The 23,658-nt window shown below is 66.4% G+C and carries 25 protein-coding genes, 1 tRNA gene and 1 pseudogene; 15 read left to right on the top strand and 12 right to left on the bottom strand.

What is annotated here, in order from left to right:
* Nucleotides 1-57 precede the first annotated feature (57 nt).
* On the bottom strand, nt 58-1,449 hold the full coding sequence (locus tag ACO2RJ_RS16840) for a hypothetical protein (protein ID WP_423269277.1): 1,392 nt from the start codon (nt 1,447-1,449) through the stop codon (nt 58-60).
* Between the two features lie 66 nt (nt 1,450-1,515).
* Nucleotides 1,516-2,808: an adenylosuccinate synthase gene (locus ACO2RJ_RS16835; RefSeq protein WP_423269276.1), complete on the bottom strand. Its 1,293-nt coding sequence runs from the start codon at nt 2,806-2,808 to the stop codon at nt 1,516-1,518.
* 242 nt (nt 2,809-3,050) lie between these two features.
* Between ACO2RJ_RS16835 and ACO2RJ_RS16830 the strand changes: the two genes are divergently transcribed.
* A complete protein-coding gene (locus ACO2RJ_RS16830) occupies nt 3,051-3,443 on the top strand; it encodes a glyoxalase superfamily protein (protein ID WP_423269275.1) in 393 nt (130 codons plus the stop codon).
* Nucleotides 3,444-3,503: 60 nt separating this feature from the next.
* Here the strand turns inward: ACO2RJ_RS16830 and ACO2RJ_RS16825 are convergent, their stop codons facing one another.
* The 3 genes from ACO2RJ_RS16825 to ACO2RJ_RS16815 all read right to left on the bottom strand — a co-directional run bounded on the left by ACO2RJ_RS16825 (nt 3,504) and on the right by ACO2RJ_RS16815 (nt 7,070).
* Complete coding sequence (locus ACO2RJ_RS16825) at nt 3,504-4,562, bottom strand: sensor histidine kinase (RefSeq protein WP_423269413.1); 1,059 nt, start codon at nt 4,560-4,562, stop codon at nt 3,504-3,506.
* A gap of 422 nt (nt 4,563-4,984) precedes the next feature.
* On the bottom strand, nt 4,985-5,866 hold the full coding sequence (rpoH, locus tag ACO2RJ_RS16820; RefSeq protein ID WP_423269274.1) for an RNA polymerase sigma factor RpoH: 882 nt from the start codon (nt 5,864-5,866) through the stop codon (nt 4,985-4,987).
* Nucleotides 5,867-6,050: 184 nt separating this feature from the next.
* The gene (locus ACO2RJ_RS16815) at nt 6,051-7,070 is read right to left on the bottom strand and encodes an RluA family pseudouridine synthase (protein WP_423269273.1); all 1,020 of its coding nucleotides are present in this window, start codon (nt 7,068-7,070) and stop codon (nt 6,051-6,053) included.
* Here ACO2RJ_RS16815 and ACO2RJ_RS16810 point away from each other — a divergent pair.
* Both ACO2RJ_RS16810 and ACO2RJ_RS16805 read left to right on the top strand, forming a co-directional pair.
* Entirely contained in the window at nt 7,069-7,455 is a 387-nt protein-coding gene (locus ACO2RJ_RS16810; protein WP_423269272.1) for a DUF6476 family protein, read from the top strand. The two genes, ACO2RJ_RS16815 and ACO2RJ_RS16810, sit on opposite strands and share 2 nt — an antisense overlap.
* An 88-nt stretch (nt 7,456-7,543) precedes the next feature.
* Nucleotides 7,544-7,619, top strand: a tRNA-Glu gene (locus ACO2RJ_RS16805).
* 86 nt (nt 7,620-7,705) lie between these two features.
* On the opposite strand, the gene ACO2RJ_RS16800 is transcribed toward ACO2RJ_RS16805, so the two are convergent.
* Complete coding sequence (locus ACO2RJ_RS16800; RefSeq protein WP_423269271.1) at nt 7,706-8,095, bottom strand: tyrosine-type recombinase/integrase; 390 nt, start codon at nt 8,093-8,095, stop codon at nt 7,706-7,708.
* 46 nt (nt 8,096-8,141) lie between these two features.
* On the opposite strand from ACO2RJ_RS16800, the gene ACO2RJ_RS16795 reads away from it, so the two are divergent.
* The 6 genes and pseudogenes from ACO2RJ_RS16795 (at nt 8,142) to ACO2RJ_RS16770 (ending at nt 10,194) form a co-directional block, all read left to right on the top strand.
* Nucleotides 8,142-8,441 carry a hypothetical protein gene (locus ACO2RJ_RS16795; protein WP_423269270.1) on the top strand — a complete coding sequence of 100 codons (300 nt, stop codon included), beginning with the start codon at nt 8,142-8,144 and terminating at the stop codon, nt 8,439-8,441.
* Nucleotides 8,442-8,532: 91 nt separating this feature from the next.
* Complete coding sequence (locus ACO2RJ_RS16790; RefSeq protein ID WP_423269269.1) at nt 8,533-9,051, top strand: iron ABC transporter substrate-binding protein; 519 nt, start codon at nt 8,533-8,535, stop codon at nt 9,049-9,051.
* Nucleotides 9,052-9,184: 133 nt separating this feature from the next.
* The gene (locus tag ACO2RJ_RS16785; protein WP_423269418.1) at nt 9,185-9,529 is read left to right on the top strand and encodes a hypothetical protein; all 345 of its coding nucleotides are present in this window, start codon (nt 9,185-9,187) and stop codon (nt 9,527-9,529) included.
* Nucleotides 9,454-9,723: pseudogene (locus ACO2RJ_RS16780) on the top strand (phage tail assembly chaperone); the annotation flags it as partial. The gene ACO2RJ_RS16785 and the pseudogene ACO2RJ_RS16780, both read left to right, overlap by 76 nt.
* Before the next feature lie 28 nt (nt 9,724-9,751).
* Entirely contained in the window at nt 9,752-9,937 is a 186-nt protein-coding gene (locus tag ACO2RJ_RS16775; RefSeq protein ID WP_423269417.1) for a hypothetical protein, read from the top strand.
* A 50-nt stretch (nt 9,938-9,987) separates the two neighbouring features.
* Complete coding sequence (locus ACO2RJ_RS16770; RefSeq protein ID WP_423269416.1) at nt 9,988-10,194, top strand: hypothetical protein; 207 nt, start codon at nt 9,988-9,990, stop codon at nt 10,192-10,194.
* 103 nt (nt 10,195-10,297) lie between these two features.
* Here ACO2RJ_RS16770 and ACO2RJ_RS16765 read toward each other — a convergent pair whose 3' ends face one another.
* Complete coding sequence (locus tag ACO2RJ_RS16765) at nt 10,298-11,608, bottom strand: hypothetical protein (protein WP_423269268.1); 1,311 nt, start codon at nt 11,606-11,608, stop codon at nt 10,298-10,300.
* A 280-nt stretch (nt 11,609-11,888) separates the two neighbouring features.
* Here ACO2RJ_RS16765 and ACO2RJ_RS16760 point away from each other — a divergent pair, with 280 nt between their 5' ends.
* From ACO2RJ_RS16760 to ACO2RJ_RS16735, 6 genes are all read left to right on the top strand, one after another.
* Nucleotides 11,889-12,605 carry a peptidoglycan recognition protein family protein gene (locus ACO2RJ_RS16760; RefSeq protein ID WP_423269267.1) on the top strand — a complete coding sequence of 239 codons (717 nt, stop codon included), beginning with the start codon at nt 11,889-11,891 and terminating at the stop codon, nt 12,603-12,605.
* A gap of 136 nt (nt 12,606-12,741) precedes the next feature.
* Nucleotides 12,742-13,104: a hypothetical protein gene (locus ACO2RJ_RS16755; RefSeq protein ID WP_423269266.1), complete on the top strand. Its 363-nt coding sequence runs from the start codon at nt 12,742-12,744 to the stop codon at nt 13,102-13,104.
* A gap of 312 nt (nt 13,105-13,416) precedes the next feature.
* The gene (locus ACO2RJ_RS16750) at nt 13,417-13,623 is read left to right on the top strand and encodes a hypothetical protein (protein WP_423269265.1); all 207 of its coding nucleotides are present in this window, start codon (nt 13,417-13,419) and stop codon (nt 13,621-13,623) included.
* Nucleotides 13,620-14,132, top strand: a complete 513-nt coding sequence (locus ACO2RJ_RS16745) for a hypothetical protein (protein WP_423269264.1) — start codon at nt 13,620-13,622, stop codon at nt 14,130-14,132. The genes ACO2RJ_RS16750 and ACO2RJ_RS16745 overlap by 4 nt, the downstream gene beginning before the upstream one ends.
* 101 nt (nt 14,133-14,233) lie before the next feature.
* The gene (locus tag ACO2RJ_RS16740) at nt 14,234-14,755 is read left to right on the top strand and encodes a hypothetical protein (RefSeq protein WP_423269263.1); all 522 of its coding nucleotides are present in this window, start codon (nt 14,234-14,236) and stop codon (nt 14,753-14,755) included.
* 361 nt (nt 14,756-15,116) lie between these two features.
* On the top strand, nt 15,117-17,549 hold the full coding sequence (locus tag ACO2RJ_RS16735) for a hypothetical protein (RefSeq protein ID WP_423269262.1): 2,433 nt from the start codon (nt 15,117-15,119) through the stop codon (nt 17,547-17,549).
* Between the two features lie 723 nt (nt 17,550-18,272).
* Here ACO2RJ_RS16735 and ACO2RJ_RS16730 read toward each other — a convergent pair.
* From ACO2RJ_RS16730 to ACO2RJ_RS16710, 5 genes are all read right to left on the bottom strand, one after another.
* Nucleotides 18,273-18,776: a BrnA antitoxin family protein gene (locus ACO2RJ_RS16730; RefSeq protein WP_423269261.1), complete on the bottom strand. Its 504-nt coding sequence runs from the start codon at nt 18,774-18,776 to the stop codon at nt 18,273-18,275.
* A complete protein-coding gene (locus ACO2RJ_RS16725; protein ID WP_423269260.1) occupies nt 18,751-19,026 on the bottom strand; it encodes a BrnT family toxin in 276 nt (91 codons plus the stop codon). Before ACO2RJ_RS16725 ends, ACO2RJ_RS16730 begins: the two co-directional genes overlap by 26 nt.
* Before the next feature lie 479 nt (nt 19,027-19,505).
* Nucleotides 19,506-20,867, bottom strand: coding sequence for a PepSY-associated TM helix domain-containing protein (locus tag ACO2RJ_RS16720; protein ID WP_423269259.1), 1,362 nt, complete (start codon nt 20,865-20,867; stop codon nt 19,506-19,508).
* Nucleotides 20,868-20,878: 11 nt separating this feature from the next.
* Entirely contained in the window at nt 20,879-23,089 is a 2,211-nt protein-coding gene (locus tag ACO2RJ_RS16715; RefSeq protein WP_423269258.1) for a TonB-dependent receptor, read from the bottom strand.
* Between the two features lie 147 nt (nt 23,090-23,236).
* Nucleotides 23,237-23,644: a hypothetical protein gene (locus tag ACO2RJ_RS16710; RefSeq protein WP_423269257.1), complete on the bottom strand. Its 408-nt coding sequence runs from the start codon at nt 23,642-23,644 to the stop codon at nt 23,237-23,239.
* Nucleotides 23,645-23,658 lie beyond the last annotated feature (14 nt).

Raw genomic sequence — 23,658 nt, 5'->3', positions numbered from 1 at the left:
GGAGCGCGGCGCGGCTGGAAGCAGCCTGTCGCCCGGGCCCCGGCGACAACGACGTCTTCAGGGCTGAGGCGCCGCCGCGGGCGCGGCGGACGAGGCGGTTTGCCAGGCGGCGAACGCGTCATTGAACGCCTGGGCGCCCGGCGTTCCCTTCTCCAGCGTCAGCACCGCGCGGCGGCCGTTGTCGTACAGGATCGGGATGTCGAGCCAGCCGCGATCGCGGAGCAGTTGCTCGTTCACGGTCCGCTCGGTTTCAAGGTTCGACAGGCCGATCAGGAAGAATCCGTTGGTCACCCTGACCGACAGGCCCGCCATGGCGGCGCCGCGGGCGGATTCGTCGGCCTTCATCAGAATGCCGGGCACGTTGGCGATCCCGGCGTTGGGGAAGTCCTCGGGCAGCGTGAACTGAAGTTCGATCGTGTGGCTCGCCGGCAGCGTGGCGTCGGCGTTGCGGCGGATCACCAGAGTGGCTTTGACGTTGCGTCCGGGGATCTCGATCTCGCCCCGCAGGGCCGTCTCAAGCGGCTGGTTCTGCCCGCCGCTGACCGATTCGGTGCGCCAGGTCACCGTGCCGGTCATGGCGTCGCCGGACTGCTGGTTGGCGCCTTCCTCATACAAGGTCGCACGTTGGGCGACGAGCGGCGCTTGGGCGGCGGGCGCAGGCTGTGCGGGCTCCGGCGTTTGCGTGTCCGGCGCGCGCGCGACCTGTTCCGCAGGCTGCTGCGTCTGGGCGTCCTGCGCCGGCGGCTCCTGCGCGGGCGGCGGGGAAGACGGGCCGCCGCCGTCCTGCGGCAGCCTTTCGTCGCTCTTGGCGTCCTCCGGGGGCTTGGCTTCGCCCGGCTGGGCGGCGGGTTCAGCCGCAGGCGACGTCGCCGGAGCGGACGGCTCGGTTTTCGCCACCTGGGCGTCGCCGCCGAACAGCGTGGCGATCTGGCCGCGCGCGACGAACAGCCCGGCCGCCACGGCGATGAGCGCGAGCGCGGCCAGGGCGATCAGCGGACCCGAGCGCTGGCGCGGCCTCGTGTCCGCGCGCTCGCCGGCTGTGCGGATGATGGGCCGCCCGTCGGGGCGGGTCGCCGGCCGACGCGCCGCCTGCTCCGGCTCCACGATCGGAGCGCCTCGTTCGGCGCCGGCGCCGGAAGGCGGCGCCGGCCTCGCCGTGGGGTTAGGCCGAGCGGGGCTCGCGAGCTTCGGAGGCTCCGGCTTGGCGGGCGTGCTGGGGGCGGGGGAGGCGGCCGGCGGTCCGCCGGCTCCCGCCTCGACCTTGCGGATCGCCTCCTCGAGGTTCATGCGCTCGCGCGCGATGTCCTCCTCGGCCAGCGGCGGCTCGATGGCGCGCAGCTGGCGCACAATGGCCGCGCGCGCGCGCTCGTAGACGGCGCGACGGGCTTCGCCCGTGTTGTTCTCGAGTCCCGCGACGGCGCGCGAAAGGACAGGGAAATAATCGGCCATGAGTCACGACATACGGCAGCCGCCGCTCTCCGTCGAGGGCGGGAATGTCACGCTTCTATAGGCTTTTCAGTCCTCGAAGGGGTCTTGGACGAGAATCGTGTCGGCCCGCTCCGGAGAGGTCGAGACCAGGGCGATCGGGCAGCCGATCAACTCCTCCACCCGGCGCACATACTTGATCGCCTGAGCCGGAAGGTCCGCCCAGGACCGCGCTCCGGCGGTCGTGCCGTCCCAGCCCCCAATCGTTTCATAGACCGGCGTGACGCGCGCTTGAGCGCCCTGGCTCGCCGGCAGACGGTGGATCATCCCGCCGTCGAGCTCGTAGCCGACGCAGACCTTGATCTCGTCGAGTCCGTCGAGAACGTCGAGCTTCGTGAGCGCGATGCCGTCGATGCCGGAGATGCGCGCGGCCTGCCGGAGCGCGACGGCGTCGAACCAGCCGCACCGTCGCGGCCGTCCGGTGACGGTGCCGAACTCGCGGCCTCGTTCGCCGAGCCGCCGTCCGACGTCGTCGGTGAGTTCGGTCGGGAACGGGCCCTCCCCGACCCGGGTCGTGTAGGCCTTGGCGATGCCCAGAACGTAGCCGACCGCGCTCGGCCCCATGCCCGAGCCGGTCGCGGCCTGTCCCGAGACGGTGTTCGACGAGGTCACGAAGGGGTAGGTGCCGTGGTCCACGTCGAGCAGCGCGCCCTGCGCCCCCTCGAACAGGATGCGGTGGCCGGCGCGACGACGCTCGTCGAGGATTTCCCAGGTCGCGTCGACATAGGGCAGAACCTTCGGCGCCACGGAGGCGAGCTCGTCATAGATCGCTTCCGGCGAAAACTCCGGCAGGCCGAAGCCGCGGCGCAGCGCGTTGTGGTGCGAGAGCAGGCGGGCGATCTTGGGTTCGAGAGTGGACAGGTTCGCGAGATCGCGCAGCCGGATCGCGCGGCGGCCGACCTTGTCCTCATAGGCCGGGCCAATGCCGCGCTTGGTGGTGCCGATCCGGGTGCCGTCGTTCGAGCCCTCGCGCAGCGCGTCGAGCTCCCTGTGCAGCGACAGGATCAGCGTGGCGTTGTCGGCGACCTTCAGCGTGTCGGGCGTGAGCTCGACCCCCTGGCCGCGCAGCCGTTCGATCTCGTCGACCAGCGCGTGCGGATCGACGACCACGCCGTTGCCGATCACGGAAAGCTTGCCCCTCCGCACGACGCCCGACGGCAGCAGGCTGAGCTTGTAGACGACCCCGTCGATGACGAGCGTGTGGCCGGCGTTGTGCCCGCCCTGGAAGCGCACGACGACGTCGGCCTTCTCGGACAGCCAGTCGACGATCTTGCCCTTGCCTTCGTCGCCCCACTGGGCGCCTACGACGACGACGTTGGCCATGGCGTTCAGTCCCTTCGCGTCCCGGCGTCCGGGCCAAAAAAAGACCCCGGCTCGGGAGCCGGGGTTCTCCCGCGGCTTGCTATCGGATCGGCCGCCGCGAGGCAAGGCTGGGAGGCGCGCAATCGCCTCCGCCCGGCTATTGCGAGCCGGCGTCCTGTAAAGTGGCGGCGCCGTGGAGCCAGGCGAGTCGATAAGAGGGCGCGACGGCGGTTTTGATCCAGACACGTAGGAAGGGCGACCCCATGCACGCTGGAGAGACGTCACCCGTCGCCTTCGCGGCGCCGATCCCGGTGTTGCGCATGTTCGACGTCGCGCGCGCCAAAGCGTTTTATCTCGACTTCCTCGGCTTCACGCTCGACTGGGAGCACGTCTTCGAGCCAGGGATGCCGCTTTACTGTCAGGTGTCGCGCTCGGGCTTGACGCTGCATCTGAGCGAGCATCACGGCGACGGGAGCCCTGGCGTCGTGGTGTTCGCGCCGATGGCGGGGATTGAGACCTACCAGCGCGAACTTCTGGCGAAGGGCTACGCCTCCATGCGACCGGGCCTTCACGCGCAGCCTTGGGGCGTCGAAATGCAGGTCTGGGACCCGTCCGGCAATCGCATCCGGTTCTGCGAGCGCGGGGGCGCGGGCTGAGGGGGACGCGGATCGTTGCGCCCGTGCAGGAAATCTGGCTGGAGCGGCGCTACGGCGGTCTTAGACCGCGCGCGCCGCAGATAGCGCGGTCACGCCGTGCGTCGCGTAGACCACGGACACAGCCGTTCCCGGCGTCGCATTCGCCACGTGGATATGCGCTCTCAGCTGTCGGGCGAGAGCCTCCACGATGCTTGTCCCAAGTCCGGCCTTCGCGGTCGCGCCGTCGCCCGGCATCCCGACGCCGTCATCGCTGACCGAAAGTGTCCACTCTTCTACGCCGCTGCGGTATCTGATCTCGATCCGGCCTTTGCGGTCGCCGGGAAAAGCGTGCTTCAGCGCGTTGATCACCAATTCGGTGACGATCAAGCCGAGGCTTATCGAGACGTCGGCGTCAACGGAGCTGTCGTCCACATCCACTTTGAGCTTGATCTGATCGTGGTCGCCAATCATCGACGCGCCAAGACTGTCGCACAGCTGCATGAAATAGGGCCGCAGCGCCACCTCGGCCAAACTGGACGCGGCTAGGTGATGCTGCACCGCAGCGATCGACATCACGCGGTTATGGGCGTCCTCAAGATAGCCTCGCGTTTCGGCCGACCGCACCTTGCGGGCGCTTTGCAGGAGCACGCTCGAGATGATCTGCAGGCTGTTGGCGACGCGGTGCTGGACCTCGCGCAGAAGGATATCCTTCTCTCGGACCAGATCGTCCCTGCGCTTCGCGTCCAACAGCGCCTCGGTGATGTCCGAGGCCGACAGCAGCAGCCGGACGCCGGTCGCGTCGACATAGTCCAGTTTCCGGGCGCTGAGAACCAAACGGCGAGCGCTGCGCCCGGGGCGAACAAGCGCCATCTCATAGGCCTGAACGTCGGCGAAGCCTGCCGCCGCGGCGCCCAACGACGCCCGGAGCTGTGGGATGTCCCATTCGCCCTCGCCCAATTCGAACAGCGAGCGGCCGGGAACGCGGGACGGCTCGATCTCGAAGGTCCGGCAGAACGAAGCGCTGGCGGCTTGGACGACAAGATCGCCGTCCAAGAGCAAAAGCGGCGCGTCGGATGACACGATCACCGCGAGAGCGAGGCTGAGCCCCGCCTCGGGTCCCGCCGGCCCAAGGGCAGCCATAGCTGTCCCTCCTTTGGCAAACCCGTGGTTCGCGGAGCGAGACCTTGCCGGGCAGTGACCTGTGCAGCGCGACGCCACCCACCAGAGTTAGCCTACGCATTTACCATGCTTATCACGCTGCGCTGCCGGCAGGGCTGTCAATCGTGACGATGTGAAGCTTATTTTTCGAATGTCTGGGCTTGCGTAAGCGACTATGCGCGACGCCGCAGAGAGGAGGAATGTAAACATACGACAATAAGGCAAGTTTATGAAAAGACTTGCTTTTTAAATGTCCCGAAGATCTCGAAGGTCAGTATCGCCATTCGCCTACTAGGCGCCCGCGATCGCTTTTACTCCGCGACGAGGTAACTTGGCCGAAGGGGGGAGGTGGCTCGACAGCCCTCTCCCCCTCCGTGATGCGTGTGATTCGCGCGCGCTGAAACTCAGGCGCGCGCTTCGAGCGCCGCCACGTTCTTGCGCACCGCGCTCTGCACCTTCTCGAAGGCGCGGACCTCGATCTGGCGGACGCGCTCGCGGCTGACGCCGAATTCGCCGGACAGCTCCTCGAGGGTGAGGGGATCGTCGGCGAGGCGGCGCGCCTCGAAAATGCGGCGTTCGCGGTCGTTCAGCACCTTGAGCGCGCCGGAGAGCGCCGTCCGTCGATTGTCGAGCTCCTGGGATTCGGCGAGACGGCTCTCCTGGCTCTCGCTGTCGTCGACCAGCCAGTCCTGCCACTCCGACGAGCCCTCGTCTTCGCGCAGCGGCGCGTTGAGCGAGGCGTCGCCGCCCAGCCTGCGGTTCATGTCGACCACGTCGGTCTCGGTGACGCCGAGCTTGGTCGCGATCTGCTTGACCTGATCCGGCCGCAGATCGCCGTCCTCGAGGGCGGAGATCGAGCTCTTCGCCTTGCGCAGGTTGAAGAACAGCTTCTTCTGGTTCGCCGTGGTGCCCATCTTCACGAGCGACCACGAGCGCAGGATGTACTCTTGGATCGCCGCGCGGATCCACCACATGGCGTAGGTCGCCAGGCGGAAGCCCTTTTCCGGCTCGAACCGCTTCACGGCCTGCATGAGGCCGACATTGCCCTCGGAGACGACCTCGCCGATCGGCAGGCCGTAACCGCGATAGCCCATCGCGATCTTGGCGACGAGCCGAAGATGGCTGGTGACGAGCCGATGCGCCGCGTCAGGATCGCCATGCTCCCGCCAGCGCTTGGCGAGCATGTACTCTTCCTGCGGCTCGAGCATCGGAAACTTGCGGATCTCGTCGAGGTAGCGGCTGAGGCCGCCGTCGCTGACGAGGATAGGGAGTGCGGCCGAAGCCATGTGCTTCTCCTTCAGGCCAGGGCCCCCGCCTTCGCGGCGAACCCGATCGCGACCGCGGACACGCCGATCGCTTCAACAGACTATACGCGAATTCGGCGGGTTCATGTCCTTCGCTGCCGACGGGTCTGGCTTGCGATTCTGCATGGAACGCGGCGCCGGGGCGTCCGCCGGATTGCGCGATCCGCTACGCGTCCCGGCCTGCGTCGGCGGCCAACGCGTCCGCCAGCCGGATCAGATCGTCCGGCAAAGCGCTGACGAAGCTCAAGGTTTTCCCGCTTCGGGGATGCACGAAGCCAAGCCGCGCCGCGTGCAGCGCCTGCCGGCCCAGAGCCGCCACCGCCGCTCGAGCCGTCCCGCCGAGCCGCGCAGCTTTCGTGCGGTGTCCCGAGCCATAAACGTCGTCCCCGATCAAAGGATGCGCGATCGAAGCGAGATGCACGCGGATTTGATGGGTGCGTCCCGTCTCGAGCCTACATTCGACCAGAGCCGCGTCCGCCGCCGCATAGCGCGCCTTCGTCTCCCAATGGGTGATGGCCTCGCGGCCGTCGGCGCGGATCGCGATCTTCTCGCGGTTGCGGGCGCTCCGTCCGAGCGGAGCGTCGACCACGCCGCGCGGGCGGTCGGGAACGCCCCACACGAAGGCCTGATAGGCCCGCTCGAGCGGGCCGGTGCGGCCGTGATCGGCGAACTGCGCGCTCAGCGCGCGATGCGCGACGTCGTTCTTCGCGACCACCAGCAACCCGCTGGTGTCCTTGTCGAGCCGGTGGACGATGCCGGGCCTCGCCACCCCGCCGACGCCGGACAGGCTCTTACCGCAATGCGCGATCAGGGCGTTGACCAGCGTGCCGTCCGCATGGCCGGCGGCCGGATGGACGACGATGCCCGCGGGCTTGTCGATCACGATGAGGTCGCGGTCCTCGTGCACGACCGCCAGCGGGATGTCCTGCCCGAGCGGCGTCGCGGGCGCCGGAGGGGGCGCTTCGAGCACGATCTCGCCCGCGTTGACCCGCGCCGAGGGGTCCTCTAGCGTCCGGCCGCCAGAGCGCACCGCGCCCTGGCGCATGAGCGCCTGGATGCGGGCGCGGGACAATTCCGGCAGCCGCGCCGCGAGGAACCGGTCGATCCGCTCGCCTGCGTCTTCCGGACCGGCCGTGACGACGCGGCGCTCCGCGGACGCTTCCGGATCAGTGGACTGGGATGACATGACGGCGCAGACCCGATCTTCAACGCCGTCGCTCGACGAGATCGCGGATGACGACGATCCGCGCATCCAGCGCGTCTACCGGCGCCTGAGGCTGCTGACCCTGGTCGGCGCGCTCACCATGGGCGTCGGCTTTCTGTCGGTCATGTCGGTGATCGCCTACCGCCTCGTCAAGGCGCCTTCGCCCGGAAAGGCGATCGCGGCCCGCACGCTGGCGCTGCCCGCGGGCGCGCGCGTCGTGGCGACGGCGGCAGACGCCGGCCGCATCATCGTCACCGTCGAAGCCGAGGGCCGGACCACCCTTCATGTTCTGGACGCCGGGACGCTGCTCGAGACGGGCCGCCTCGAACTCGCCCCCGGAGGTCCCGCCGCCCCGCCGATCCGGTGACGCGGGCATCCGGCCGGACCGGCGTTTTCGCCCGCGCCGGCGCTTGATGCCGCGCCGCGACGCGTCTATAGGATGCGCCTTCCGCGAAGCTCCCATCGTCTAGCGGTCTAGGACGTCGCCCTCTCACGGCGAAAACAGGGGTTCGAGTCCCCTTGGGAGCGCCACCTATAAAATTTGCTGTTTTGTTTCAGCGGTTTAGCTAGCGGTGGGACACCCGGAACGCCAAAGTGGGACACCGGGCGTTCCGTTTTCATCCCTTTCCGAGCTTCGCCATGGCGCTTGTCGCCAGGTTGCTGCGGCTCGCGGCGCGGGAGTAGCGCTCCGCCTCCTCGAGGCTCTGGTGGCCGGTCACGGCCATGATCTCGTGGGCGGCCGCGCCCTCGTCGGCAAGCCGCGTCGCCATGGCCTTGCGGAGGCCGTGCGCGCTGCAATGCGTCAGGCCGGCCTCGTCGCGGCGCGCGCGAAACCAGTTCTCGAAGCCGGCGACGGAGAACGGCCGGCGTACTCCGTCGTCATGAAGGTGAGGTGCCCGCTCGTGGGGGCGGCCGCGATCGCCGCCGCGAGCTCGGGGCGCAGCGGGATGTCCAGGCGCGAGGACGTCGGGGGAGATGGCTATCTTCAGCGGCGTTTCGATCCTCACGCCGTTGTCCTGGCGGCGCTTGCATCCGGCGTCGAGGGCGTCCGATGTGCCCGATCCGCGCTCCCCGGCGACCGTGGGTGGGCTTGGCGCCCGTACAGCGGCCAGGGCCGACTTCGCCCCGCCCGCGGCGACGATCTCACGAGGGGCGGCCGATCCGATCATCGGTCTTATCGAAGAGTACCGCCGCCTCGGCACCCTCTTGAAGGACGTGCCAGGAGACATCGAGGACGACCACCCCGTCACTGTGGCGGAACACGCCGTGTTTCAGCGCATCTGCGACGACTGCCCGACGCCGACCACGAGGGGCGGCGCGATCGAGGCGATCCGTCTCGCGCGCGTTTCCTGAGCGGCCGTAGCCGCTCAGGCGCCTGAAACGGCCTTAGGCAAGCCGCTCGGCCCGTCGCGAGACGCGCCCGTCCCTTCGAAGGAGCCTTCCTATGGTCGACACCCCCGCCGGGCTCGGCGACATCTCCACCGCGACCGGCGCCCGGATCTTCATCGGGCCGGTCGCGCTGCCCCTCGTCGATACGCAGGCGGAGTTCGCCGCGCTCACGCCTTACCTCGAGATCGGGATGGTCGAGAGCGTCGGCGAGTTCGGCGACGAGGCGAACAAGGTCACGCCTTCGCCGCTGGGCCAGGCCCGGGTCCGCAAGGCCAAGGGCGTCGCCGACGCCGGCAGCTCGCGCTTGCCGTCCGTCTATCACGACCCGCTCGACGCCGGTCAGGCGGCGATGATCGCCTGCGCCGAACCGCTCTACCGCAAGAAGCGCGCCTTCAAGGTCATCCTGCGGGACGCTCCGGACGAGGCGAACTACACGAACACGGCGATCTACTTCCGCGGGCTGGTCATGTCCCGCCGGCGGAACGTCGGCGGGGCGGACAACGTCCTGCGGATCACGTTCAACATCGAGATCGACAGCAACCTCGCCGAGGTTCTGGCGGCCCTGCTCCCCTGACGCCGGCGCCGTTGAACGGCGTCGGGCGACCCAACCCCGAAAGGCGCTCATCCCGTGAAGCTCTCCGACCTCGCCACCGCCACCGCCGCCCCGCGAACACGGGACATGGATCGACGACATCCCGGTCGCCGGCATGGAGGATGTCAGCCTCCACGTCCGCGGCCTCGAGAACGTCGACGCGCGGCGGCTCCGCAACAAGCTGATGAACCAGATCCCGTTCCAGATGCGGCGCGCGGGCCTCTCGGTCGACCAGCCGGACCGGATCAACATCCGAGTCTACAGGGACGCCGTGCTGCTCGACTGGAAGGGGCTTACGGAGGACGACGAGACGACGCCCATCCCCTATTCGAAGGAGATGGCGGAGCGGCTGCTCGCCAACCCGATCTTCCGCGAGGGCGTCGAATATGCGGCCTCGCTGGTGGGCGAGACGAAGGACGGCGAACTGAAGGGGCTGGAGGGAAACTCCTCGGGCGCCTGAGGCATCATCTGCTTTGGTCGCCTCAGGGAAAGTATCTCGACAAGCTTCGGAACAGCGGCAAGCCGTTGCCCGAGGCCTACCTCAACGTCCCCGAGCTCTGGCCGGACTGCGCCTTCGTCTATGACGCATTCTTCGCGCTGTCGACGGAGCGCGCGATCGGCATGGCGGAGGGGCCGATCCCGCGGTCGCGGATAATGGCCTTCGCGGTCGACGAGGTCCGGCGTGGTGACGGCGGACCACACCGGCGAGGCCGTGCTGTCGATCGGCGGCAACGGCGCCGGCGCGAACAATCTGAAAGGCCATCTCGGCGGACTGCTGATCGGCGCCGGCAAGTTCCTGGGCGGCGATTTCGAGGCCTACCGCGCAAAGGTGCTGGCGCTCGTCCGCCCGCGCTACGGGCTCGCCTGAGCCCTTATTCCCCACAACCCTCAACCACCAAGCAGAAGGACTTAAGGATCATGCTGTCTCCGACGCGCCAGGCCCGCGTGCTCGCCCGCTTCGAGGGCTTCTCCGACGACAAGCCCGCCGAGATGCAGGCGTTCAACCGCGGCGCGATCATCACCGGCGATCTCGCCGAGAAGATCGTCCCGATCGGCTCGGCGCGCTGGCTCGACGAAGAGACCGACGAACAGCGCGCCGAGTTCGGCGAGCCTCCCCGCGGCTGACGCCGCCACAAATCCGCTTTCATGCCCTTCAAAGGCTGCGCGAGATCATGCTTCTACTGTTGCAGATCGTTTATGCGACGCATTGTGCGACAATAAGATTTGGTCAGTTTCGACCGAGCTTTTGGCGGATTGAAGAGAGCCAACGTCTGGTCCTGCTGTCTGCAGCGGGTGCTGCAGCAGCTTCGGAAGCGGTCGGCTGCTCAGCCGGAGCACCGATGACATCGACCTCGATGCTGTGCTTTTGGGCGGCCCAATCATAGACAAGCGGGCCACCTGGCACGGAGCGACGCCCCTTCACGGTCCTGATGTTCGAGCGAAGACCCGATACCGGCCCGATGCCAAATCCCTCTTCACCTTCGAATTTTACGGAGCCGAAGTGCCCGATCTGAAGCTGTTCACGGCGGCCTGTCGGAATTCTAGACAAAGAGATGGTCACAGTTGAGCCCTCAATGGTGACGCGTTCGATTTCAATACGACCAGTGCTATCCTCATAACTGATGCCAAAGCTTCCGGGATCGAAAACCTTACTCACGTCAGATGTTACGTTCGCGGTCCAATAAGAAGTCACTGTCTCGCCCTCTCTCCGAACATAGTAAGGATAAAGGTGAGTGCAGTTAGCGCCGTTCCAATAGTCTGCCAGCTTAAGTCCAAGTGCAGCACCCAGTTGCATCTGCCCTTTTGAAGAATAGTGATAGCCAGCGCCGTCGGGAGCATCTGCCCAATAGGTCGGCACTAGGAACATACCAGGCACTTCGCGACACGCTCGTTCCTGCTCAAAGGCGACCGCGCCAATCCCGCTGTGATGTGCAGCCTTGCTCAACTGGGCGATTACGATGGGAACTCGTTCTTGAGATGGCATCTGGCCGACCTCCATACCCAGGGAGTCGACCTTCTTACGTAGCGTCTGCAACTGAGATCGCACTTCGGCCCGGGAAATTCTGAGATTTTGAGAGGTTTCGCCCTCGGACCACAAGACGCCGGCAATTTTGAGTGTCTTTCCCTCTTTAGACGCGAAGTTTCTGGCCTTCATGAGGATATTGACTGCATTCACGAATGGCTGCTTGTCCTCATCCGATCCGACCAACTGCTCAAAAGTGCTAGAACCGATCGCGACTGAAAAAACAATCACCTGTCCGCGACCTTTCAGCCCATGAGGGCCAGCAAATGCAACTGCTGCCGGTGTGCACACCGATTCCCCGCGGATGACTGAGCTAGGTAAGGCCTCAGCAGCATCAACGAATGTCTCATACCGAGTGGGATCAATAGGGACATCGACGCTGCGAACAATTGGAAAATACTGGTGTGGGACCGTTCCGCCGTTCGGGCAGAGGACTACCCCGGGTAGCGGCGGAACCTTCGTTATTGCGTAGGGCTCCTGCGGAGAAGTAATCCCGGCGTTGTTCGACTGACCCATCGCGATAATCACCCAACAGACGTTCTCATGTCCGAGCGCCCGAAGCCGGCGGTTCCGGATGAACGTCGGAGCATGCCGAGGAGCAGGAGCAGGAGGAGGCGCCGGACGCGTCTGCGTTTGAACGTCGTCGGAAATGGTCATGCTCACCCTCAGATGCAGATTGCGCGCGATTAAGCCTTGCGGCCCGCGATGGGGCAAGTCTCTCCCGCGCGCAGCGCCGCGTTGAATCCCTTCTAGCCCGGCCCTCGCGCCGGGCTTTTTTCATGCCCGGAGAACCGCCATGGGTAAGCTGCAGATCGCGGCGGTGCAGACGCGTCTGCTCGCGCTCGGCTACGACCTCGGTCCGACCGCCGCCGACGGCGATTTCGGCAACTTCACCCGCGACGCCGCGCTCGCGGCTTTGACCACGGGCAAGCCGGCGGCGATCGCGCCGAGCCCGGCCCCCGCGCCGAAGCCCGGACGGGTCACGACGATCCCGGCGACCTGGCTGATCGACGCCGAGATCCGGGGGATCGTCGTCCACTGGACGGCTGGCGCGCACAAGGCCTCGGCCGAGGATCGGCGGCACTATCACTTCCTGATCGAAGGCGACGGCAGGCTGGTGCGCGGCGCGCCGAGCGTCGACCTCAACGACGCCCGCGGGCTTAAGACCGGCTACGCCCCGCACACGCTCCACGCCAACACCGGGCGCATCGGCGTCTCGCTCTGCTGCATGGCGGGGGCGAAAGAGAGCCCGTTCCAGGCGGGCTCCTACCCGATGACGCGCGAGCAGTGGGACGAACTGCCGGCCGTGCTCGCCGACCTCTGCCGGACCTACCGCGTGCCGGTGACGGCGAAGACCGTGCTCAGCCATGCCGAGGTGCAGGGCACGCTCGGCATCACGCAACGCGGCAAGTGGGACATCGCGCGGCTGGCGTTCGATCCGTCGGTCGTCGGCGCGACGGCGGTCGGCGACCTGTTCCGCAAGCGGACGGCGGCGCTGCTTGAGGCGGGTTGATTTCCTCTGACCCCTGAATAGGGGGACTGAGCCCAAGAGGCTCTTGGCTGAAACACTGATTTCCTCTGGAGAATCGCCATGGACTTCCTGAACGACGTCTGGAGCGGGCTGCGGCCCTTACGCGGTCGAGGCGACGGTGACCGTCCTCGGCGGCGCCTTCACCATCCTCGCGGCCGTGGTCGCGCAGCGCGCCGCCTCGGCGCTGAAGGCGATCAAGGACGAAAAGCGCGCCTCGAGCCTGTATCGGACGATCATCAACGTCGCGACGATGCTGGTGACGACGCGCCTCGCCCAGGGCGGCGACTCGGCCGTGCTGACCGGCGTGCCGGCCGGGATCGTCAACGACGTGGTCGACCTCGTGAAGCGGCAGAACCCGGAGTCCGTCAAGGCGCTCGGCCAGACCGACGCGATGCTGAAGACGAAGGTCATCGCCAAGCTGCCGGAGGTGCAGGCGTCGGTCGCCGAGGCCGCCGCCAAGGTGCAGAGCGCGGCGCAGTGAGGCAGGACGCATGTGGCTGAGATCGGGAAAGCTTTCGCGGGTCTCTGGCCCGCCGTCAGGACGCGCTCGGCTTCCTGTTCGACACCTTCGGCCTGCCGGGGGGGGGGGGCTGCTCGCATGCATAACGATCTGGTTTGGGATCGAGAACAGAGCGCTCAAAAAGCGCGTCAACGAGCTCTCCGACAAGCTTATCGAGGTCGGCGACCGGTCGACCGAAAAGCTGACGACCATGGCGAGCGAGAAGCTCGACCTCGTGCGGCAACTGGAAGAGCTCAATCGACGGATATCTCCTGCGCCGCGGGGGCGCGCACGATGAAGACCCTCATCGGAGCCTTGAAGCACATGTTGCGAGACATCTTCCGGACGAAGACCGTGCGGCGCGCCGACGAGGCGATCATGGCGGCGGAGGCGACGACGCGGCGCATCGAAAGCATCGAAGCGGAAGAACGGGCGGGATCGGAGTGGATCAGGGTCGAGCTGCGCCGGCTCCAGAACGCACTTCGACAGGGGGGGCGATGACGATGCAGATCACCTGGCTTTACTGGTCCTACGCCGCGACGACCTACGCGCTTCTGCTGTCCTGCATCCTGTCCGCGCCGCTGTTCCTCTACTGGAGCGTGGAGGCCAAGAAGCCCGCCGGCGAGCCGGACCTGCCGCTCTGGTACATCCTGCCGTGGACGGTCGCGACCCACGCCGCCATCGCGATGATCCCGCTCAGCTGGATCTGGCCCCGCGTCGCCGACCCCGCCTTTTCCGTCGGGCTGATCCAGGCCGTGACCGAGGGGCAGTCCTTCGCGTCCTATCTCGTCAGGACGCTGCTGCTGCTCGTCGTGGTGTGGGGGAAGATCACGATCCTCTGGCGCGTGCGGCAGTGGAGCCCCGCGCTCCTGATCATCCTGGTGGCGTGGATCGGGCTCCTGTCGGCCGCGCTGACGATGGGCCACCGGGACTCGATTCACGGCTACTGCGGCGAGCGACCTGATCAGTGCGCCAGGCGCTCGGCGATCGGGGGCGCGCCGTTCGGGTAACGCTGCACCCGTAAAAGATTATCGAATGACAAGCGTTAATATCTCTGGTTGTGCAAAAACTGGTAAGGATAGATTTACCCCGTCAGAATCGGGGATATCGCATGTCAAAGAAGTTCGGATTTCTGTTGCTCGCATGCGGCTCTCTTGCCGGCTGCGCCTCGTTCACGCCCGCCCAAGTGGCCGACCCGACTGGTCTCACGATTGAACGGGCGATGACAGATGTGGGGGCGGGCTTCGCCGGCATGAACGCCGCGCTCCGGCGGGACGGCCACCGGGTTAAGACCGGCCTTTATCCCTGCAAAGTGGTGGTCACCCTGAACGTGACGGCCAACGCTGAAAGGGGCGGCGGCCTACTGCTCGACGCGAACGCCGCGGCACCGGCGGTCAAGACCGAAACGGCGTCGACTGCGACGGCAGACGCCAAACTGCATGTCGAGCAGAAAAACTCGTCCACGGCGGTGCGCGGGAACACCGTCAACATCGAGATGTACAGCATCCCTTGTCTGCCCACGGATACGCTCGCGGGCAGCGCCCCAGATAAGGTCTCCACCGTCGTCAAGGCCGCGACCGACGGCGTGGACTTTGCGCCATACTCGCTAAAGGGCTTCAAGCTTCCGGAATGATCAAGCCGCGCCCGTCTCGGCTCCGGCCGGGGCGGGCGCTTTTTGCGTTTGAGGCGAGCGCGCTTGGACCGATCAGTCGCATTATTGCTCGTTACGGCCGCAGCGCTGGCCGTGAGCGACAGCGCCGTAATCGCCGCTTGCGGCTTGTAAGCGCATCCGGGACACTCCTTTCGGCCGTGGTCGACACGCTCTGCGCCGCTCCGGCCCCTTTGGCGTGACGACCCGCCGTGGCCTGGGCCGGCGGCAGCACTGACAGCCGTTGCATGACTACATGAGAAGATGCGCTAGGCGCCCCCGGTAGGACAAAGGCGCGCCAAGAGATGGTTTGCGCATTTCATAAGAACCAACCTGGAGGAGCGAAATGCCCGATCCATCCGATTATGCTTTGCGCGATGGCTCGAACATCATCACCGCTTCCTTTCGGACCGCGCTGGAAGCCGTCTCTCTGGCGGACAGTCCAATTGATCCGGCCGCCCCGCCCTTCAACGCTGATCGAACAGGCGGGGAGGACTGCTTCGAGGCCTTCAAGGCGGCCGTCACGGCCGGCATTCAACGCGCCAGCGCAAATGGAGGCATGTTCGTCTTCAAGCCCGCGCCCGGGACGTATCGGTTTTCGTGGGACCACGCCGCGGGCTACAGCGTTTCGGGCTCCGGTCTGACGGGCCTTAACCAGCGCGTCTGCTTTATTGTAAATGACCCCGCCGTGAAGTGGGTCGTGTTTGATTTCACCGGCGTGACTCTTTTGCAGGATGGCGAGGATTGGACCGACTGGTCATCAGTCTTTCTCGTGCGCAACGCGCATGCAGAGTTTCGCAACGGCACATTCGACTACGTCAATTATCCATATTTCCAGGGAACGGTTGAGGCGCTAGGCTCGAACTACATCGATGTTCGACGTGATCCTGACGGGCCGGCGGCTCCGACCTTCGCGCAGATCTTCGAGATCACCCAGTACAGCGATCTGATGTCCGACTTCGACGATCGCTATCCGATTAATATTGCTCTGGATCGCGACGAATACAGTAACGATCCGACCAACCCGAACCCCTACTTCCGTGGCCCCCTGACGCTCCTCTCACTCGGGAGCGATCTGTGGCGCATATCCGGAATTGCGGCCGGCGCGGAGATGACGCAGCTGAGCACCAGAGCTCCGGTGGGACGCTACGTCCTGTGCAAAGGCGCTACCGACGGGCCGGCGTGGATCAATGCGATCTCGTGCCCGTCGCTTAAGGTCTCAGGCGCAACATGCTACGTCACGGCGGAATCTTTTCTGCTTGCGAAGCAGTGCGGCGCCACCGAGATCGTCGGCAATCGAATCGTGCCGAAGCCCGGCTACCTCGCGACATGCATGCGCGGCGTGTTCGACATCGGGGATCAGTCGGGGTCGATCCAGATCGTCAACAACGACCTTTATGGCGCAGGCGACGACCCGATCGGGCTCTACCCCCAGTCCATCGGCCGCCTCCATTATGAGGCCGCGAACCAGATTCTCGGATTTTCGGTGATCAATTATTACGACGCCCCCAAGATCGGCGTCGCCGCCATCATCTATGACGCGAACAATGTTGAGAAGTGCCGGATTCGGGTTACGGGCGTCGGGCCGTTTCTACCCGATTACCGTCGCCTCCTCACGATCAGCATACTCGACGGTTCGTTGCCGACCGACCTGACGAATCACGTCGCGCAGGTCGTGAGCGACATCCCCGTCGCTTCCGTGGTCGGAAACAGGATCAGGAGCGTCCGGTCGCGTGCGATGTGGATCGGCGTCGCGGGCCGCTACAGTGGAAACGTCATCGAGAACACCTCGGATGAAGCGATATTGTTCGGTCTGTCGAAGACTAATCCCAGGGACTATTTCACGGGCGGAGACGGCATAGTATGCGTCGACAATATCATTCGCGGCGCGAACCGTTCGAGTTACTACCCTGCGGCGATCAGTATTGTGGCCACGAAGACCGGTTCGACATTGCCGGCCGAACCGACTACGTCACGGATCGTGCGGAACGTCGTCATTGAGCGCAACATCATCGTCGACACGCCACAGATGGGGGTTTTCCTGTGCGGCGTTCAGTCGGCACGTGTCGCCAGAAATGCATTCATGAATGTTTGCAGCAAACCAACCGGCGGGGAATCCCTCGTCGTCTACAATTTCAACTCCGCCTCTCGGCGTGTAATTGGAGTCATCAATTGCACAGGTCTGGAATTCTCGTCGAATACGCTCAAGGAGATTGCCGGGGCCGAATTGTATCAAATCAATTCGGGGTTCGGCGGAGCAAGCGCCGACATTAACGTCTTGCTGAACGACGATCAGGACGGCGTGGGCGAGAACCTGTTCAACCAAAGCATCCGCGCCAAATCTGCTGCCGAGGCGAAGTTAATCGCTGAGGCGACCGGCTCAAACAGAGCAGCGCTCGATCTTATGAATGATGATTCATTCTTTGAAATATATTGCTCAGAATTCGGCCTGTTCTTTCAAGATCGATTCCAGACGCCGCCTGTAAACCTCTGGTATATGCTCGCGTCGAGCGCAGGGAACCCCGGCGCGCTGCTGCCGACCGAGGACAACTCCCGTGACCTCGGTTCGGCCAATGGGATGCTTCGCCGGCTGTTCGCAGGTCAACACGTGTTCCGCAGCTATACCGTGGCGCAAGCTAATGCGCTGACGCCGTCAGGCAGCGGGTTCACCGTCATCCACGTGAGCAACGGCGCGAGCGGCCAGCCCTGTCTAGCGGGTTGGAGCGGCGGCGCGTGGAAGGTGCTGGCCACGCTCGGCGCCAACATCTCCGCGACGTAATCGTAGAAGGACTTCTTGGAGATTGGCGGCCTGGACGGGCTAGGAATCGAGCTCCAGCCGTCCAGCCCGCTGCCCGGGCTGGCGCGGGTCGCGCCTGCGAACAAGCAACGGGCTTGCGACCGTCGCGTCCTGCGGCTCGGTCGACCTCCTGACCTCCCGGGGTCGACGCGGGGATGCAGCCGAGGATGGCCGCCGACGCTTAAGAACCCGTGAGGCCCGCGGCATCCCGGCGAGCTTTGCCGGAAAGCCAGCCTGGGGCTTCCGGACTTCTAGCTCGAGATCCAATCGGTGGTCGGTCGGCTCGCTACTCGTGGTCATAGGTCAGGTTGACCTCGACCTCGGTGAACGTGCCGTCCGTCTCAACGTGCCATCGGACGTCTCGCACCGAGAGGATGGAGGTCCCCCCACGGTGACGGAACGCGACGATTTCGCCGTGTCGAGGAATAGCGGGCCAATCGACCTCAAGACTGTCGCGGTGATCCTCGCTGAAAACCCGAACCTTCACCAATCGTCCTCCGATTGCTTACGCACGGTAGCGGGAACCGCGACGTGCGCAAGCGCGCGTCCCGCGAGGGACGTGCGCAAGCGCGCGTCCCGCGAGGGCGGCGGCCCGGCCGGGGACGTCACTTTCGTTCGGCTTTTAGCGCCGGGAGGACCGCAGCACTGGCCGCACGATGGTGTCAGCTTATGCGCCATCTGCCGTCCAAGATGGACCGCGGGCGCCTATGCCTTCTTGGGGCGGGTCGTCGCGTCTTTGCCGGCCGGGCGCTTCGGGCCACAGCCCGGCTCGCGTAACGCGCTGGCGGCAGTGCGGTGCACGGCACCTTGCCCGGGTGCCTTCGTTGCGCCCTTGCCCTTCGGGCGCGTCGCGCCACCCGACGACAGGACGCTCTGGGCCAACCGGCCAGCGCCCTCGCGGATCATAAAGCCGGCGGGCATCGCCTCCCGCAACACAGCGTTGACGCGCGTCTGCCAGCCGCGGCCGCCGGCTTTCAGCGCGAAGACCACATCCTCGTCGATCCGCATGGTGACGGGTACCTTGGCGACCGCGCCGCGTGGCCGTCCGATCGCCGGTTTCATGCGGGCGAAGTCCTCGGTTGTCAGGGGCGGGTTGTCGGGGTCCGCTTCGGCGGCGGCGCGGAGCTCCGCAGCCTCCTCGGCGCTGATCTCGATCGAAGCCCGCGCGCGGCGCTTGGCCTCGTCAGCCTTCCGCGAAGAATTCGACATATCTTTCAGCCTCTTTGGGGTGCGCCTTGCGAACGCTGATGAAGCGGACGCGGCCGGCGCGCATGGTGTCGACGGCGACGTGCAGTCGGTCGCCGAGATAGCCGATGGCGATCGTCCGGACCTCTGGGTAGGGGTGCCGGGTGTCCGGCGCCTCTAGGGCCGTGTCCCACTCGAACCGTTCGGCCGACTCGAACGACACGCCGTGGCTGGCGAGGTTGGCGATCGATTTCGTGGGGTTCGGATCGTACATCAGGACCGCTCGGCGCGTCCGAGCTTTGTACATACAAAACGACCCGCGGTCAATCGCGTGTACGTACAAAAGTCGTCGCGGGGATGAAGGCGCCCATGTCGAATCGACCGGGGGTCATGTCGGGAAAATGGAATTGCCGAGCCGCGCGGGTAGGGGTGCGGTAGCGGCCGAAAATGGTGGGACACGACAGCCAATATGCCCTAGAAGGCATAGGTTATGAAGGCGGCTGTGGGACCGATCTAACCCCTTGTTCCATCACGGTTCCTGCGCTTCGCTTCGGAGCGCCATATTTCCAGAGCGAACGCGGCTCAGGAGTTTGGGGCGAAGCGGCGGCGGGCTCGCCGGGGGCTAATTCAGGAAATTAGCTGGCATTCGAGAAGGCTGACGCTCTTTGCGCTTGCCTGCCGATGCGATATGCGCGGACGCTTCGCGCAGGCTTGTGAGCGCCTCGGATACGATCCTTCGGGCCCTCACCCTGCTCAAGCGCCGCGCCGGGCGATCAGGCGGTCGAGCGCCAGGGCGGCGAGCAGCGAGGCGCCGGCCAGCGGGAAGGCGATCCCGAGAGCGGCGGTGATCAGCGCGACGGTTCGCAGGCGCGCCGGCTCCAGGGGCCGCGGCGCGCCGAGCGCGCCCTTCGGGCGCCGGCGCCACCACATGATCGGCCCGGTGATCGAGAGGCCGGCTGCGCCGAGACAGGCGAACAGCATGACGGCCTGGTTCGCGACGCCGAAATAGTTGCCCATATGGAGCTGGACGCCGAGCTCCACGGCCTTGGCCACCCGGCCGTAGTCCGCAAAGCCGACGTCGTTCACGATGTCGCCCGAATATTGATCGATCTGCACCGTCCGCTGCCCCTGCGGGCGATCGGGATAGGTGTAGGCCGAATAGACCCCTGTCCGGCCGTTCGGCAGCGACAGGCGGTAGGGGTGCGCCACCCCCGTCGCGGCGAGGATGTCGGCCGCGCGGTCGACGCCGATCGGCTGCGCCGCCGGGCCTTCGGGCGCGCTCATATGCGCGCCGTGATGCGCCGAATGGTCGTCCGATTTCGGCATTGGCGCCTCCTCGAGCGCCCACGGCGCCTCTCCGGTCGCCTGCTTGATCGTCGAGGCCGGGACCGCGCCATGGTCCCGATGGCTCGTGGGGTAGCCGACGCCCGCGACGTCGGCGCCCGCCCTCAGCAGCGTGCCCCAGACATTGGCCCAGGGCAGCCCCGTCAGGATCAGGAACAGGATCAGCAGGGCGGTCCAGGCGCCCGTCACAGCGTGCAGGCTCTTCCAGAACGGCCGTCCCGTCGCCCGGAGCCGGGGCGTCAGCGCGTCGGCGAAGCTCCGCACGCCGCGGGGCCACCAGAGATAAAGCCCCGTGACGAGCAGAACGACCGCCCAGCAGGCCGCAAGCTCCACGATCCCGTCGCCGACCTTGCCCAGCATCAGCGAGCCGTGGAAACGGTCGGCGAAGCCGACGAGCGTCCGGTCGTAGACATAGGAGCCGAGCGCGGCGCCGGTTCCGGGATCGACGAACACCCTGAGATCGGCGCCGTCGCCCGCGGCGACGAACACCTGGGCGCTCCGATCGGGCGCGCTCCAGGTGTCTATGCGTGTGGCTTTCCCGCCCGGGACGCTCGCTTCGGCGGCAGCGATCAGGCGCCTCAGCGGCAGCGTCGTCTCATGCGGCGCGGTGATGCGCTTCTCGGCGTGCAGCGCGTCGTTGATCTCGTCGTTGAAGAGGTAGATCGCGCCCGTGACGCTGAGGATCAGGACGAAAGGCGCGACGATCAGCCCGGCGTAGAAATGCCAGCGCCAGACGGCGCGGTAGATCGCCGGGTTCGAGATCCAGTCCATGGCTCCCTCCCTCAGAACTTGACGCTGTAGGTCAGGTCGAAGCTGCGCGGCGTGCCGACATAGACCTGCTTGGAGCTGTAGCCGGACCATTCGGCGTAGAATTTGTTGGTCAGGTTGCGGCCGCGCAGCGTGACCGTGCCCCCGACGGGCACGTCGTAGGAGACCGACGCGTCGAGCAGAGCGCGGCCGTCGACGCGAATGGTGTTGGCGTTGTCGGTGTAGAAATCGCCGACATAGCGCACGCCGGCGCCGAAGGTCACCGGGACGCTCGCGAGCCGGCAGGTGGTCCAGAGGTTGAAGGTCTGCTCCGGCACGTTGAGCGGGCGGTTGCCCTTGCGGCTGACGGGCTCGGGTTGACCGCTGACGAACTCCTTGAGCTTTGTGAACTCCGCCTTGAGAACGGCGGCGTTGGCGTTGAGCTTCCACTGCTCGGTGAGGGCGACCGTGACGTCGAGCTCCACGCCGCGCGACCTCTGGCTGCCGCCCTGGATCGTAAAGTTCGAATTGCTCGGATCGCGGGTCAGTATGTCGTCCTGCTCGATCTGGTAGACCGAGGCCGTCGCGACCACGCGGTCATCCCAGAGCGCCGTTTTAACGCCCGTTTCGACCGACCTTCCCTTGGTGAGGTCGAACGTCGCGCGCTCCATGTTGGCGAGCAGCAGAGTCGTGACCGGGGCGATCGCGGTGGTGTACTGCGCGAACAGGCTGACTCCCGGAGCGACGTCGTAGACCGAGCCGACCCTCCAGGAGGTCGCCTTGAAGTCCTTACCGAACGTGGTCGAGGCGCCGGCCTTCAGGTCGTCGATCGTCCGGTCGAGATCGATCCAGTCCTGCCGAAGGCCGGCGACGACGATCCACCCCGGCGTGACGTTGAAGGCGTTCTCCAGGAAGACGGAGGCGTTGCCGACCTTGCTGTCGAAATCCTGTCGCGTGTCGAAGCCGGACGTGTCCGGGAAGCTGCCGCGGTCAGGGTTGAAGGGGTCGACCGACGTGACGGTCCCGAAGCGCCGGTTCGAGCCGAAGTCGGTCTCCACATATTCGAAGCCCGCCGTGAAGCGGTTCCGCCGGCCGTCGATCTCGCCGTCGTAATTGGCGGAGGTCCGGTTCGACCAAGCCTGGTGATCATGGGTTATGAGGGTCGCTGAGCGGTCCAGCAGACCAGTCGCGGCGTTGTAGCTGAAGTCTTCGGAGTTCGCCCAGGCGCGGTCGGCGCTGTAGAAGCCGAAATCGTTCCGCAGCGTCCAGCTCTCGGTCAGATCGTACTCGGCGCCAGCGCGCGCCCAGATCGCGTCCGACTTCATCACGCCGTCGGAGACGTTGTAGTTTTTCCTCCAGATCGACTTGTCGAGCACGAGGTCGCCTGCCGACACGACGCCGCTCGGGTTGCGCGCCACGTCTCGCGGGAGAAGGGGCGTTCCCTGATAGGGCGTGCCGTAATGGTCTTTGAAATAGTCGAAGGCCGCCGTGACCCTGAGGCGGTCGGTCGGCTGCAGCGTCAGTCCGGTCGTGACCTGCACGTTGCGGCTGTCGGTGTCGTTCACGTAGCCGTCCGAGCGGCCGTAGAGCACGCTTGCGGACGCCGCGACGTTCGGCGACGGAGCGGCGTTGAATGACGCTCCGGCGCGGACGCTGTCGAACGATCCGTAGCTCAGGAGGCCGTCGACCTTGTTGACGCCGAGCTCGGGTTTGCGCGTGACCACGTTGATGGTGCCCGCCAGAGCGCCGCTGCCGTTCACCACCGACGCCGGCCCTTTGAGGATCTCGATGCGGTCGAAGCTGTAGGTGTCGTAGTTGCGCGAGGCGATCAGCGGGTCGATCGCGGCGAAGCCGTCGACCGAGTACCCCACGGCGCCGCGCGAGAAGCCGCGCATGGCGGTGACGCCCGGCTCGCCCGGCAGATTGCCGGCGACCACGCCCGGCGCCGACGAGTAGGCCTCGATCAGCGAGCGTCGACCTTCCTCCTGGAGCCGCTCCTGGGTGATCACGTCGACCGTCGCGGGCGTCTCCCTGACGGTGAGGCCGAGACGGCTCGCCGCCTCCGTCCGGCGCCGGAGCGCCGCCGCCGGGGAGGGCGCGTCGGCGGCGCCGCCGCCTTCACCTTGGACCGTGATCTCCTCGAGCGCGGTCGCGTCTTCCGACGCCTCCTGCGCCGTCGCGCTCAAGCTCCAGGGCGTCGCGGCGAGGCCTCCGAGCAGAACCGCGCGGGCCGCGCATAAGGACATGGGTGACGAATGTCGGGCGGCGCAGCGCGCCGACGGAGGACGAAGACGGGACACGGGGGAGACTCCACGCAGGATCGAACGCCGAGGACGCGGGCGGTCCATCGGGCGGCGCATTCGGGACGGTTGAGAAGGCGCTGGAAGGCGCGCTCAGGCCGTCGCCGGGGGACCGCGCGTGCTGCGTGGGGAGCGATGGGTAAGGGAGGGGGCGACGTCGCGCCCGTCGAGGATCGGCGCCGCCGCCGCCGAGATCAGACGGCCGTGGGCCGCTACGGCGTCGGTCGGCGGCGCCATGCCGCCGCCCAGCATCGGACAGCCGGCGACGCAGCAGTCCGGCAGCCCGCCATGAGGTTTTACAGGGTCCGGACGGTCCGTGGCGGAGCCGGAGGCGCACAGGGTCGAAAACGGGTCCGCAGCGACCGGCAGGGCGCCGAGCGCAAGACCCGTCAGCGTCGCCTGCAGGACGAGCAGGTAGGCGGCGAGAACGCCCCACACCTTCCGCCGCACGCCGCCCGATCCCGCCACCAATTCGCCCCCGTTATGGCCGTTCAGGGGCATTAACACGGCCGCGG

Source organism: Hansschlegelia sp. KR7-227 (assembly GCF_049446035.1).
Classification (GTDB): Bacteria; Pseudomonadota; Alphaproteobacteria; order Rhizobiales; family Methylopilaceae; genus Methylopila.
The sequence above is the reverse complement of the archived record's forward strand: the minus strand, read 5'-3'. Positions and strand labels throughout refer to the sequence as shown.

Bases quoted from the DNA above. Each gene is read 5' to 3' on its own strand.
- ACO2RJ_RS16840 (WP_423269277.1), bottom strand. From the start codon at position 1,449: ATGGCCGATTATTTCCCTGTCCTTTCGCGCGCCGTCGCGGGACTCGAG.
- ACO2RJ_RS16835 (WP_423269276.1), bottom strand. From the start codon at position 2,808: ATGGCCAACGTCGTCGTCGTAGGCGCCCAGTGGGGCGACGAAGGCAAG.
- ACO2RJ_RS16830 (WP_423269275.1), top strand. From the start codon at position 3,051: ATGCACGCTGGAGAGACGTCACCCGTCGCCTTCGCGGCGCCGATCCCG.
- ACO2RJ_RS16825 (WP_423269413.1), bottom strand. From the start codon at position 4,562: ATGGCTGCCCTTGGGCCGGCGGGACCCGAGGCGGGGCTCAGCCTCGCT.
- rpoH (WP_423269274.1), bottom strand. From the start codon at position 5,866: ATGGCTTCGGCCGCACTCCCTATCCTCGTCAGCGACGGCGGCCTCAGC.
- ACO2RJ_RS16810 (WP_423269272.1), top strand. From the start codon at position 7,069: ATGACGGCGCAGACCCGATCTTCAACGCCGTCGCTCGACGAGATCGCG.
- ACO2RJ_RS16815 (WP_423269273.1), bottom strand. From the start codon at position 7,070: ATGTCATCCCAGTCCACTGATCCGGAAGCGTCCGCGGAGCGCCGCGTC.
- ACO2RJ_RS16790 (WP_423269269.1), top strand. From the start codon at position 8,533: ATGGTCGACACCCCCGCCGGGCTCGGCGACATCTCCACCGCGACCGGC.
- ACO2RJ_RS16785 (WP_423269418.1), top strand. From the start codon at position 9,185: ATGGAGGATGTCAGCCTCCACGTCCGCGGCCTCGAGAACGTCGACGCG.
- ACO2RJ_RS16770 (WP_423269416.1), top strand. From the start codon at position 9,988: ATGCTGTCTCCGACGCGCCAGGCCCGCGTGCTCGCCCGCTTCGAGGGC.
- ACO2RJ_RS16765 (WP_423269268.1), bottom strand. From the start codon at position 11,608: ATGGGTCAGTCGAACAACGCCGGGATTACTTCTCCGCAGGAGCCCTAC.
- ACO2RJ_RS16760 (WP_423269267.1), top strand. From the start codon at position 11,889: ATGGGTAAGCTGCAGATCGCGGCGGTGCAGACGCGTCTGCTCGCGCTC.
- ACO2RJ_RS16750 (WP_423269265.1), top strand. From the start codon at position 13,417: ATGAAGACCCTCATCGGAGCCTTGAAGCACATGTTGCGAGACATCTTC.
- ACO2RJ_RS16745 (WP_423269264.1), top strand. From the start codon at position 13,620: ATGACGATGCAGATCACCTGGCTTTACTGGTCCTACGCCGCGACGACC.
- ACO2RJ_RS16740 (WP_423269263.1), top strand. From the start codon at position 14,234: ATGTCAAAGAAGTTCGGATTTCTGTTGCTCGCATGCGGCTCTCTTGCC.
- ACO2RJ_RS16735 (WP_423269262.1), top strand. From the start codon at position 15,117: ATGCCCGATCCATCCGATTATGCTTTGCGCGATGGCTCGAACATCATC.
- ACO2RJ_RS16730 (WP_423269261.1), bottom strand. From the start codon at position 18,776: ATGTCGAATTCTTCGCGGAAGGCTGACGAGGCCAAGCGCCGCGCGCGG.
- ACO2RJ_RS16725 (WP_423269260.1), bottom strand. From the start codon at position 19,026: ATGTACGATCCGAACCCCACGAAATCGATCGCCAACCTCGCCAGCCAC.
- ACO2RJ_RS16720 (WP_423269259.1), bottom strand. From the start codon at position 20,867: ATGGACTGGATCTCGAACCCGGCGATCTACCGCGCCGTCTGGCGCTGG.
- ACO2RJ_RS16715 (WP_423269258.1), bottom strand. From the start codon at position 23,089: ATGTCCTTATGCGCGGCCCGCGCGGTTCTGCTCGGAGGCCTCGCCGCG.
- ACO2RJ_RS16710 (WP_423269257.1), bottom strand. From the start codon at position 23,644: ATGCCCCTGAACGGCCATAACGGGGGCGAATTGGTGGCGGGATCGGGC.